The sequence below is a fragment of the Verrucomicrobiales bacterium genome (assembly GCA_016793885.1).
Classification (GTDB): Bacteria; Verrucomicrobiota; Verrucomicrobiia; order Limisphaerales; family UBA11320; genus UBA11320.
Genome location: JAEUHE010000237.1, coordinates 111,584 through 123,410 on the forward strand (window position 1 = coordinate 111,584; position 11,827 = coordinate 123,410).

Consider the following 11,827-nt stretch of genomic DNA (forward strand, 5'->3'; position numbering starts at 1 on the left):
ACCTAGCCCCGTTCCGTTCGATGCCCTCGCGCCGGTCAGGGCTCGATCGAGATCAGAACTATAAACCTCGTCGGATCGATCATCGATCAAGTCTCGCCCTACCCATGTCGTCGTTAAACCCTAAAAGGAAATCCTTGGTTCACCGACCGCTGGACTGCACGGTCACTGCGCAGCGCTTTTCCAACATCACCATCAGCTGGGCCGGCGTGACAATTCGAGACCAGTTCAGGAAATCCGGTGCATCCAGATCCCTCCGCACGGGATGAGGGAGCGTCACGGAACTGACCCCAGGCTCGAACAAGGCGGCGAAGCTGATGACCTCCGTCATCTCCGAGTTCGCGGCAAGCTGAATCGGAAGAGGGGAATACCCCGGCAACGCCTGCAACGCCTGAACGGCTCGACGCACATCCCACGCCTGCATGCCGGCCAAGGTCTGCCCCAAAAGCATGAAGCGCCGGCGGATGAGAGTGAGGACTTTTCGATCGCCCGCCGACTGAGTCATCCCGACGCCGCGGGGCGTCAACGTCACATAGCAGGTCTCGTTCTGCCGAAAAGCAGCCATCAGTTTCGAAAACTCCTCTCGTTCGCCATCAGGCACCGCAGCATCAGCCAGAACGCCCGCCTGCTCGCACTCGGCCTTGAGGGACGCGAGAAACCCGCTTCGTCCCAGCCTTAACTGATCCCGCCAGCCCTGCTCATCCACCACCCGCAGCGTGAGAGACTTAATCGCGCCTTGGACGGGAGTAACGACATAAAACCGCAAGGTCACGCCGGGTTGGCTCTCAAACGCAAAAACCGACAGTTTGACTCCTTCGTGCTCTTGTGATGACAAAAGCCGGGCGGTCGGGTTCGGCAAGCCTTTCGGCCACCCTGCGAACGTCTTCCTTTCCAATTGGGATAAGGCTCGAGTTGCATCGAACGGATCCGCATCACTGGCCAGCCGGGTGAACTGCTCCTGGCATCGCCGAGTGATTTCATCCTCCGGCAACCGCTCCAGGACCTTCAGCTGCTCTGGCCGAAATCGGGGTGCCGCCGCCAACTCAATCGACCGCGGTTCCCGCCTAAGAAAGCGGTCAAACCAGCGCAGGACTGGAACCTGGAGGTCCTGAGTGTCCTTGTGCGGTCCCTCCGTGATCAGCAGCCCCAATCGGTCGCTGGCCCCGCAGAGATCGTAAATGCGGCGCACCCGCTCGTGCACGCGCTGTACTCCGTCGAGAGGAAAGATGGTGTCCTTGTCCGTGTTCGCGATGAGCAAGGGCCGCGGCGCGACCAAGGCGGCGATCTGAGGAAAATCCCATCGATAGGTGTTCACCGGAAACATGCAATCGCAGTGTCCCTCAACCACACCATCCACGACATAGTTCTCCAGATCGGTGATTCCCGCCACCGGGCAGGCCGCCGCGATTCGTTCATCCAACGCCGCCACCCACCAGGTATAGGCTCCCCCGCCACTCCGGCCCGTCGCACCGAACCGGGTTCGGTCAATCTCTGGTCGCGTCTCCAGGTAGTCCAACGCCCGAATGCCGTTCCAAGCTTCCACGGCCGCCGAGCTGTATCCGCGAGAGTTCCACCACCACATGCCCTCGCGAGCCGTGCCATGATGAATCCCTTCGATCTCGCCCATCTGAACGGTATCCAGGATCAAGCAAGCATATCCATGGCGAGCGAACCAGATTCCGTGATGTTGGTAATGGACCTTGTTTCCGTAGCTCACTCCGTTGCTTTTGACCATGCCATGGCCGCAAGCATACAGAATCGCGGGCACCGGTTGGTTCGTCGACTTGGGCAGGTAAAGATTGGCGGTCACATAAAGCCCCGGCATTGACTGAAAGTGAAGCTTCTCAACCGTGAAGTCGGGCTCCACCAGCGTCCCCGTCACCTGAGCTCTCAGTTCTGTCCGCGGCGGCAGCGGGTCCAACCCGAGCATCTCCAAAAGCTCAGCGCGCATCTGGGGTTGTCGTGACTTCCACTCATCCAGGGTTTGTATGTCCTCCAAGCTCGCGTCGGCCAGACGACGCGTCTCACCGCGAAAGTAATCGGCCAGCATCCGATCGCCGATGGAGGCATTGGTCGGTTGACGGCCATACGGATTGCGGAAGGCCGCGCCTTGGGCGCAGGGTAATCCTAGGCCGCACGCCAGAATGCATGTGATCCAGAACCCGCGATTAAGCCAACAGGGCCCGGACCACCTGGCCGTGAACGTCGGTGAGTCGAAAATCCCGTCCGGCATAGCGGTAGGTGAGGTGTTCATGGTCAAATCCCAAAAGATGAAGCATGGTGGCGTGCAGGTCATGGACATGGACCGGACTCTCGGCAGCCTGATATCCCCACTCATCCGTCGAGCCATAAACGGTTCCGCCCTTCACTCCACCGCCGGCCAGCCAGCAGGTGAACCCATAGTGGTTGTGATCGCGCCCGTTCAAAGCCGGCAACTCGGCAGCCGGGGTTCGACCGAATTCACCGCCCCACAGGACGAGCGTGCTGTCGAACAGCCCTCGCTGTTTCAGATCCGCCAGGAACGCCGCGATGGGCTGGTCCCATCCGGCCGCCAGCTTTTCATGCTCCTTCTCCAAATTCTCATGATTATCCCACGGCTGCCCCGCGCCGGACCAGACCTGCACAAAGCGCACTCCCCGCTCAATGAGCCGCCGGGTGATCAGCAGCTGCCGACCGTGCGTGCCGGTTCCATAAGCGTCGCGAACCGAAGCCGGCTCGCGAGCCAGGTCAAAGGCGTCACTCGCTTCCATCTGCATGCGATAAGCCAACTCGAAGGTCGCAATGCGCGCCTCCAGCGCCGGATCGTTCTGGCGCTGCTCGGAATGCGCTTGATTCAAACTCCGAACCAAGTCCAGCTGCCGACGTTGATCCTCCATCGACAAACGATTGTTCCGAATGTTCGCGATCAGCTTCTCCACGTCCGTGTGCTGGGTGTCGATATAGGTGCCTTGAAACGCTCCGGGCAAAAACGAAGAACGCCAGTTTTGTGTGGAGACCACGGGGTACCCACCAGGACAAAGCACCATGAACCCAGGGAGGTTTTGGTTCTCACTCCCCAAGCCGTAAGTGATCCACGATCCCATGCTCGGCCTGGGCAACCGGGAGTCACCGCAGTTCATGAGCATCAGCGAAGGCTCATGATTGGGCACCTCCGCATGCATGGATCGAATGATGGCCATATCATCCACATGGACGGCGGTTTTGGCGAACAGCGAGCTGACCGGTATGCCTGACTGACCATGCTGTTTGAACGCGAACGGAGACCGCATCGCGGCGCCGGTCTTGCGCTCGGTCCGCAGGTTGTTAGCGGGAAGTGGCTTGCCATGGTAGCGATCCAACAACGGCTTGGGATCGAAGGTGTCCAAATGGGACGGCCCGCCGTTCATGAACAGATGCACGACCTGCTTCGCACGCGGGGCGAAGTGCGGAGCTCGCGGCGACATCGGCAGCGCGATGCCACCCGAGCTCGCGGCGAGCGCCGAGGTGACACCGCTTGGCTGAGCCATGGCCGCCAGCCCCATCAAGCCCAATCCAGTGCCGCACCTGGCCAGCATCTCACGGCGCGACAGCCTGAATGCTACACCGTCCCCGGTCTGAGCCATTCGCGGTTTCATAGTTCAGTCCACAAAAGCAAATTCATTGGTCATCAACAATGCATGAACCAGCTGTCGCCAACCATCCTTGCCCGACTCCGAAAGGTAGCGGGCAGCAAGCGCTTGGTCGGCACGACTGGCGGGCCGGCCGAACACCAGCTGGTAAAGCATTTCGACTCGAGCCCCAGGGTCTTGCGCCCGGGCCAGCTCCACTCGGTTCGCCACCGCCTCGGCCAACTTCTCCAGGAAGGGGTTATTCATCAAGTAGAGCATCTGGGGGGCAACCGTCGTCTGCATCCGCTGCGGACAGGAGGAGGCGGGTGATGGAAAGTCGAAGGTGCTATACAAGCTGGGAAGATCCATTCGGTCGATGAAAACATACAGGGTCCGCCGGGGAGCTTGGGCATCCACCGGACGCCCCCCCACCGATCGATCGAGCTTTCCGGAAACCGCCAGCAAGGAGTCACGCAAGGTCTCATAATCGTGGCGCCGCCGGTTCATCCGCCAGAGACGCCGATTCTCCGGATCCAGTCGCGCTGCCTCAGAGCGATCCACGCTGGTTTGCTGATAGACCGCCGATCGCATGATCAGACGGTGAAGCGATTTGAGCGACCATCGATGGCGCTGAAGGTAGAGAGCCAGATAATCGAGCAGCTCCGGATGCGATGGCGGATCACTTCGTACCCCGAAGTCGCTGGGGGTCGCAACCAACGGGGTGCCGAAGTGATGCAACCACACCCGATTCACCAGCACGCGCGCCGTCAAGGGGTTCTGTGGATCCACGATCCGCTGGGCTAGTTCCAACCGGCCGCTGCCCTGTTGGAATGGAGCCGCAGAGGTGTTGAAAAAGGAGAGATACTGCCGCGGAACAACCGGCCCTGGTCGGTTGGGATTACCTCGCTGAAAGATACGAGGTTCAAAAGCGACGGGCGCATCCTTCAATACCATGGCGCGCGGTGGTGCTTGCGGTCCGTTCATCATCCACTGCTCCAAGCGGGTGATGAGCTTTTGAAACTCTCCTTGGCTGGCACGGTCGGGCAGCAGCGAGATGAACCCCCAGTCCATCGTGGCGGGAACGTCAGCGGGAGAGTCGGCCCCATACAACACGGCCCGCAACTGCTCGTCCTCCGGCAACGGCAGACCCCGAGGGGCAGGTTGGCTCAGTTCCTTGGCAGCTTTTAAGGATTCCTGCCATTGACCTTCGACTCGCCGAAATGCCTCGCCATAGCGGTCGCTCAGCTCTTGGAGGGACTTCGGGGGAGCGCCCGCCAGCAGGGTCGCGATGCGCGAATTCAGGCGGATAGGATGAGCCGGATCCAGCGCGGTCCGAATTTTGTCTGCCGCCTGCGCGGCGAAGTTGCTTTCCGACAACCCAGAAAGCCAATGCCAAGGAGCCCAAACCGGATGCGTCTCCAAGTCCAAACGCTCCAGATAGAGCCTCCAACGCATCAACACCGTGGGATTCACATCCCCCTTGTCGGCAATGATCATGAAGTTTTCAGTAATCGGTTGGTTACGCGCCGCATGAGCAGCCATGAGATACTCCCCCACCCGACGCCGGCCTCCCTCCACAATGTCACGGTGTTTCTCCGCCACAAAGCGGTGCAATTCCTGGTCGCGGGCAATAAGCTCCAGCTCGAAGCCCTCGTACTCTTCGTTGTAGTCCGGTGGGCTGAACAGAGGGGGAACCAACGGTTCGTGGCTGCTTCGAAGCACGCCGTAGAGCCCATAATAGTCCCCCTGCGACACCGGGTCATACTTGTGATCGTGACACCGCGCGCAGGCGACGGTCAGCCCCAGCAATCCTCGAGTCAGAACATCGATGCGGTCGTCCACGATGTCGTGGGTATTGTTGATCAAATGATCCCCCACCGTCAAAAAACCCATGGCAGCGAGTGGACGCCGATCAGCGCCTAGATCCAGCTGGTCGGCGGCCAGTTGCTGCAGAAGGAACTGGTCGAAGGAAAGGTCCTCGTTGAAAGCCCTGACCACATAATCGCGATACGTATAGGCCCAAGGATAGGTCTTCTCCTCGAAGAAGACATAGCCCTTGTTGTCGGCATACCGGGCCACATCCAGCCAATGACGCCCCCAACGTTCCCCGTAATGCGGTGAGGCCAGCAGCCGTTCCACCAATCGCTCAAAGGCATCCGGCGCGGAATCGGCTTCGAACGTCGCAACTTCGTCAGGCGTAGGAGGCAGCCCGAGCAGATCGAAGGTGGCTCGGCGAATCAAGGTCCGCCGATCTGCTTGGGGAGAGGGAGCAAGCTCAGCGCTTTCGAGCCCGGCCAACACAAACCGGTCGATGTCACTTTGACACCAGTCGTTTCGTCGCACAGCGGGCAGAGCGTGATCTCGGGGCGGAACAAAGGCCCAATGGGATCGGGCGGCTTCAGAGGAAATCGGAGCCGCCTGGGTAACGAGCCCGCCGGTGAGCCATCCAACCGAGATCCACAACAGCCAGAAGGCTCCTGCCGCCTGTCCAGAGCCGTTCGAAGCGTTAACGCTTGAACGTGCTCGAATGGTCCCGGAGCCAATCATAGTCGTTGCGCGCCACGGCGGGAAAAACCCCTCCGGTGCCCCCCTTCTCCGCCGGCTTCAGAGTTTCACTGTCGACCCATTTATGCGTTTCCACGTGGCCATCCACAAACGACAGATTGGCCGCGCCATCATGATACCCGGCCGGAACGTTGCCCCATTTAGGCTCCGCCCAGCGGTTCATGAAGAATCCATCGTTGATGGTGTCCGGATGCTCATCGAGGAACACATAGGTCTCCGACGGCTTCACGACATCGGACATGCGATAGTTCTGAACCATGTGCGGATTAAACTTATTAGTGAGTTCCCCCGGATCTCCCACCAGGGAGTTCATGGAATAGCTCCGGATCCGATAGCCGTTCTCCGCCTTTGACTTGTCAGATGGGCACTTAAACACACTGGTCGCCTCGCCCAAAAAGCTGGAAAGCTCGCCGGATCGCAAACTGTTGAGGTTCGTGTTGTCCGGGCTATAGTTCCAATCCAGCAGATTATTGACCCAATTCTCCCGGCGTTTGACAGTCTCCTGAATGCCGTGGTTATTAACAAACTTTCCCCCTCGATCGTCGGCATGCACTGTCCAGGCGATCACCAACTGGCGGATGTTGTTGAGACAGCTGGCACGCTGAGCCTTGCCCTTGGCCTTGCCCAAAGTGGGAAGTAGGATGCCAGCCAGGACCGCGATGATGGCAATCACTACCAGCAGCTCGATGAGCGTAAAAGCCCGGGCAACGGAAGGGTGCCATTTCATGACAATCTATTTTTCAACCCGATAGAGATGGGTGCGGGAGCGGAGATAGAGGGCGTTGCCGGCAACGGCTGGCGACGCCATAAAACCATCCCCCAGTTGACTCTCACCGAGCTTGCGAAATTCACGCTTTGCGGCGATGACCGTCGCTTTGCCCTCCTCATTAAAGAAATACACCCGGTCGGCCGTGGCGATCGGGGCCGCGCTGAAGTTTCCCCCGACCCGTTCGCTCCACACCACTTGCCCGCTGGAAATCTCGACGCAGCTCGCCACCCCGCCGTCATCGACCATGAACAGGAGATCCCCCACCGGTTGAACGGAAGGTTTGTTGGGAATGCTGCGCTTGAGCTTCCAGACAATCTTAAGCCCCCCCTGCTCCAGCTGATCAGAATTCGCATCCACCACCTCACCGCCCGTTCCCGGCTTCACCGCCAGCAGGGTTCCCTTGGACCACCCGCTCGGAACGAGAATCAACCCCTGAGCCACGACCGGACGCGTGCTGGCGCTGTGGGCCGACCGCTCCTCGATGCGGAACAACTCCTTTCCTGTCTCGGGAACATAGCCATAAAGCGCCTTGGCCCCTTGGCTAATCATCATCGGAATGCCATTCAACGTGGCTACGTGAGGGGTTCCATAGCCCTTGCGCCAATCGCCATCCGCCTCCGGCTTGCCATCCTTCAAGTCCTTGTAGTCGATCGACCGCTCCACTCGCCACACGGTCTTGCCGGTCTTCTTGTCGAGAGCGACAACAAACTGATGATCACTCCCATCATAATTCATGAGCAAAAGATCCCCGTAGATCACCGGCGAAGATCCCGCTCCTCGGAAGTGATTGCAGACGAAATCCCGTCGTTCCCAGAGAACCTTGCCGGTATCCGTGTCCAAGCAGGCTGTGCCCGGCGAGCCGAATGTTACGTAAACCCGACCTTTCTCAATCACGGGCGTCGGGGACGCATAGGTGTTAAACTTGTGAGCGAATTGGGGCTTCTCCACTTCGAACAGCCGCAGATCTCGAAGAATCCGGCCGCTCTCCCGATCCACGCAGACCGCGAACAGCTCTCGGCCATCTTCAGTCGCCGTGGTGAGCCAAATCTGGTTGCCCCAGATGACCGGCGATGACCAGGCGCGGCCATGTATCGCAGTCTTCCAACGAACGTTCTCAGTCTCGCTCCAGGCAACCGGCGGATTCGCACCCGCGAAGTAGCCATTGCCTTCAGGCCCGCGAAACTGAGGCCATTCATGGTCGGCCTGCACCCCCCAGGATGAAAGGCAGAGCATCAGGACCGCTGTCGCGCCACAACGAGACGATTTGGACATGGCGCCATTCTCCAATCCAGGACGGAAAAGGCAAGGATGCGGAACAGGAAAAGCGAGAGCTCCGAGGTGGCGGATCGCGCTAGATTTTAGTGGTGCACGGTCCCTAAGAAACACTTTCGCGTGCCAAACCGGCGCGGGTTTGCTAAACCATTCGGACATGAGCTCAATCTCACGACGTCGCTTTATCGCCCGCACCGCCCTCGCTGGCGGTTTGCTCGCGTCCGGATCCGCTCCGCTCCTCCCGCAGCCACTCCTCGGAGCGGCCCCGTCGCCGCGACCCAAGGTAAAGCCTGTTGTCGGATGCCAGCTCTATGGCTGGGGACAATACTACGAACGCGAAGGAAAAAGCCTGGACGCTCACCTCGACGAGGTGCTGAGCGCTCTTCGCGATTCCGGTTACGATTACGCGGAAGGCACACTCGACACGCATACCCCGGACAACACCGCGCGCTTCGCGGAGCGGCTCAGGCGAAAGGGTCTCGTTCCGGTGAGTCTCTACACCGGCGGCGCGTTTCACACGGCGGAGGCGGCCCCCAAGACCACAGAACGGATCCTGGCCGCCGCCAAAGTGGCCCATGCCGCGGGCTTCCGGGTGCTCGTGTGCAACCCGGACCCCATCGGGCGCGACAAGACCGACGAGGAGCTGAAAACACAGGTCGCGGCCCTGAACACTCTGGGCATAGAGCTTCGTCGTCTGGGCCTGGAATTCGGAATCCATCACCACACGCCCGAGATGCGTCGAGAAGCGAAGGAGTTCCATTACAACTTTCAGAACTCACCGGCGGGCACGGTCGATTTCTGTTTCGATGTTCATTGGGTCTATCGCGGCGGACTTCACCCCGCGAAGGCCCTGGAGTTGTATCACCATCGAATCGTCTCCTGGCACCTCCGCCAGAGTCGAAATCAGATTTGGTGGGAAGATCTGGATAGCGGTGACATCGACTACCAAGAGATTCGACGCTGGGTCGACGACCGGAGCATACCGCGCCGCTATACCGTCGAACTCGCCCTCGAAGGCGGCACCAAGATCACCCGTTCCTCCGTGGAGAACCACCGCCGAAGCCGTGACTTCGTGAGGCAGGTTCTGGGAGCATAGCCCGAGCATCATGTCCAAACCCCTTGAAGCGCTGCAGTTCGACAACACCTACGCGCAGCTGCCGGAAAGTTTCTATCAGGTGGTGTTTCCCACGCCCTTCCAAGAATCGCGGGTGGTCGCGTTCAGCGCGAGCTGCGCTGACCTCATCGATCTCGATCCCGCCGAAAACACCAAGCCGGAGTTTTCCGCGCGCCTCAGCGGAGCGCTTCCGCTGCCCGGAAGCTGGCCCATTGCGCAGGTGTACGCCGGACATCAATTCGGGAATCTGGTTCCGCGACTCGGAGACGGACGGGCCATCTTGTTGGGAGAAGCCTGCGGCTCGCGTCCGCACGTGTGGAATCGCTACCGCGGGCTCAGCGGCCGCAAATGGGATCTCCATCTCAAGGGCGCTGGCCCCACAAACTTCTCACGAGGGTTCGACGGCCGCGCCGTCCTGCGCTCGTGCATTCGCGAATATCTTGCCAGCGAGTTTCTAGAGGCGCTGGGCATTCCCACCACCCGTGCGCTCGCGGTGCTAGGCAGCCGGGATCCCGTCTTCCGCGAGACCCCTGAACCGGGAGCGATGGTGGTGCGCGTGGCCCCCAGTCACATCCGGTTTGGAACCTTCGAGTATTTTTACTACCAGCAGCAATTCCATCACCTGAAGGAGCTGGCGGACTTCACCCTGAGCCACTACTTTCCGGATCAGGAGAAAGCGGAGGCGCCTTACGCCGAGCTCTGTCGCGAGGTGGTGATTCGAACCGCCCAACTGATCGCCCATTGGCAGGCTTTCGGGTTCACGCACGGAGTGATGAACACGGACAACTTCTCCATTCTGGGCATCACCCTGGATTACGGCCCCTATGGCTTCCTGGAATCGTTCGATCCAGGTCATGTCAGCAATCATAGCGATGAACACGGGATGTACGCGTTTGGCAACCAGCCTCAGGTCGGCTGGTTCAATCTCCAATGCCTCATACGCGCGCTTTCACCCCTGCTCAAGCGGGAGCAAGCCCAAGCCGCACTGGAGGAATACGAACCGGCCATGGCCGGCTGCTACCTGGGGCTCATGGCCGACAAACTTGGCTTTCTCAAGCGACGCGAGGAAGACGAGCGCCTCATTGGCAGCCTCTTGGAGGCTCTGCCGGGAACCGACTACACGCTTTTCTTCCGTCGACTGGCTAATTTCAACTCCGATTCTTCCACGCTTGACCTGTCCTTTTTGGATGGCATTTCCGACTCGCCCGAACGCTTGCGTCCGTGGCTGGAACAGTATCGAACCCGCATCATCGATGAGGCCCTGGACCCGACGCAGCGCCGGGTCCACATGAATCGAGTGAACCCGAAGTTCATCCTCAGGAATCATCTGGCTCAGCTCGCCATCGAGCGCTCTGAGGGAGGCGACGACACCGAACTGCACCGACTGGCCACGGTGCTTAGCCGCCCTTTCGAGGAACAACCAGGCCAGGAGTTCTATTCCCTGCCGGCGCCGGCAGGAACCAAGAAATGTGTCATCAGCTGCTCCTCCTGACTTCCCATTCCGCCCCACTCCCGACTACTTTCTCGACATGAACCAAATTGATTTGACCGGACAGCACGCGATTGTCACCGGTGGTGCGCGCGGGATTGGTTTCGCCATCGCTCAACGGCTCGTGAGTTCGGGAGCTCAGGTCAGTCTGTGGGATCTCGATCCGACCGCTTTGGCGTCGGCTCAGGAATGCCTCGGCGGCCCGAAAACCGCGCATACCGTGATCGTGAATCTCACCCAACCTGACGAGGTTACCGCCGCGGCTGCTGCCACGCACCAGCACTTCGGGTCGCTCCAGATCGTGGTGAACAACGCCGGGATTGCCGGGGTCAATAAGAAGACCTGGGAGCTGTCTACGGAGGAATGGCACGCGGTGCTCGATTTGGATCTGAACGGTGTCTTTTATGTCTGCCGCGCGACCATCCCGTATCTACTCCAGGGCGCGTATGGTCGGGTGGTGAATATAGCGTCGGTGGCAGGCAAGGAAGGTAATCCCAACGCGGCCCATTACAGTTCAGCCAAGGCGGGAGTCATTGGACTGACCAAGTCGCTGGGCAAGGAGCTAGCAACGTCCGGAATATTGGTGAACTGCATCACTCCGGCGGTGATTGAGACCGACATTTTGAAACAGATGACCGCCCAGCATATCGACTACATGCGATCCAAGATCCCGATGAACCGATTTGGGCAGACCACGGAGGCCGCCGCCTTGGTCGCCTGGCTGTGTTCGAAGGATTGTTCCTTCAGCACCGGCGCCGTCTTCGATCTCTCCGGCGGACGCGCAACTTACTAGCCAGTTGATAGGGGTAGGAATGCGGGATTGACCGCACCCCTCCCTCCAAACCGGACTGGCGGATCTCCCGCATCCGGCTTACCAGTCAGTAGGGTCCACTGTGGGGCTGAAGCCTATTGAGTCGGGTATCCTGCCAAACTGAATAACCCGTGCTCTTCGAACCATCGGTTTTGGTACTCACGGTTTTCACGGCCCTTGCTAATCCCTCGACGTTTTTGTCGAAAGCGCAAGACGCTACGTA

At 59.8% G+C, this 11,827-nt stretch carries 8 protein-coding genes; 3 read left to right on the forward strand and 5 right to left on the reverse strand.

Annotated elements, in window-relative coordinates:
* Window positions 1-139 precede the first annotated feature (139 nt).
* From JNN07_26525 to JNN07_26545, 5 genes are all read right to left on the reverse strand, one after another.
* Window positions 140-2,251 (reverse strand): acetylxylan esterase, encoded by a 2,112-nt coding sequence (locus JNN07_26525; protein ID MBL9171317.1) that lies wholly within the window; start codon window positions 2,249-2,251, stop codon window positions 140-142.
* Complete coding sequence (locus JNN07_26530) at window positions 2,166-3,551, reverse strand: DUF1501 domain-containing protein (GenBank protein ID MBL9171318.1); 1,386 nt, start codon at window positions 3,549-3,551, stop codon at window positions 2,166-2,168. Before JNN07_26530 ends, JNN07_26525 begins: the two co-directional genes overlap by 86 nt.
* A gap of 63 nt (window positions 3,552-3,614) precedes the next feature.
* Window positions 3,615-6,131 (reverse strand): DUF1553 domain-containing protein, encoded by a 2,517-nt coding sequence (locus tag JNN07_26535; protein MBL9171319.1) that lies wholly within the window; start codon window positions 6,129-6,131, stop codon window positions 3,615-3,617.
* On the reverse strand, window positions 6,091-6,876 hold the full coding sequence (locus tag JNN07_26540; protein ID MBL9171320.1) for a type II secretion system protein: 786 nt from the start codon (window positions 6,874-6,876) through the stop codon (window positions 6,091-6,093). Before JNN07_26540 ends, JNN07_26535 begins: the two co-directional genes overlap by 41 nt.
* A 6-nt stretch (window positions 6,877-6,882) precedes the next feature.
* On the reverse strand, window positions 6,883-8,190 hold the full coding sequence (locus tag JNN07_26545; protein MBL9171321.1) for a PQQ-binding-like beta-propeller repeat protein: 1,308 nt from the start codon (window positions 8,188-8,190) through the stop codon (window positions 6,883-6,885).
* 157 nt (window positions 8,191-8,347) lie between these two features.
* Here JNN07_26545 and JNN07_26550 point away from each other — a divergent pair, with 157 nt between their 5' ends.
* The 3 genes from JNN07_26550 to JNN07_26560 are packed head-to-tail and all read left to right on the forward strand — an operon-like array spanning window position 8,348 to window position 11,586.
* Window positions 8,348-9,286 (forward strand): sugar phosphate isomerase/epimerase, encoded by a 939-nt coding sequence (locus tag JNN07_26550; GenBank protein ID MBL9171322.1) that lies wholly within the window; start codon window positions 8,348-8,350, stop codon window positions 9,284-9,286.
* A gap of 10 nt (window positions 9,287-9,296) precedes the next feature.
* Window positions 9,297-10,796: a YdiU family protein gene (locus JNN07_26555; GenBank protein MBL9171323.1), complete on the forward strand. Its 1,500-nt coding sequence runs from the start codon at window positions 9,297-9,299 to the stop codon at window positions 10,794-10,796.
* A 37-nt stretch (window positions 10,797-10,833) separates the two neighbouring features.
* Window positions 10,834-11,586, forward strand: coding sequence for an SDR family oxidoreductase (locus JNN07_26560; protein ID MBL9171324.1), 753 nt, complete (start codon window positions 10,834-10,836; stop codon window positions 11,584-11,586).
* Window positions 11,587-11,827: the final 241 nt, after the last annotated feature.

Excerpts from the sequence above, each read along its gene's own strand:
- JNN07_26525 (MBL9171317.1), bottom strand. The coding sequence starts at position 2,251 with ATGAACACCTCACCTACCGCTATGCCGGACGGGATTTTCGACTCACCG.
- JNN07_26530 (MBL9171318.1), bottom strand. The coding sequence starts at position 3,551 with ATGCTGGCCAGGTGCGGCACTGGATTGGGCTTGATGGGGCTGGCGGCC.
- JNN07_26535 (MBL9171319.1), bottom strand. The coding sequence starts at position 6,131 with ATGATTGGCTCCGGGACCATTCGAGCACGTTCAAGCGTTAACGCTTCG.
- JNN07_26540 (MBL9171320.1), bottom strand. The coding sequence starts at position 6,876 with ATGAAATGGCACCCTTCCGTTGCCCGGGCTTTTACGCTCATCGAGCTG.
- JNN07_26545 (MBL9171321.1), bottom strand. The coding sequence starts at position 8,190 with ATGTCCAAATCGTCTCGTTGTGGCGCGACAGCGGTCCTGATGCTCTGC.
- JNN07_26550 (MBL9171322.1), top strand. The coding sequence starts at position 8,348 with ATGAGCTCAATCTCACGACGTCGCTTTATCGCCCGCACCGCCCTCGCT.
- JNN07_26555 (MBL9171323.1), top strand. The coding sequence starts at position 9,297 with ATGTCCAAACCCCTTGAAGCGCTGCAGTTCGACAACACCTACGCGCAG.
- JNN07_26560 (MBL9171324.1), top strand. The coding sequence starts at position 10,834 with ATGAACCAAATTGATTTGACCGGACAGCACGCGATTGTCACCGGTGGT.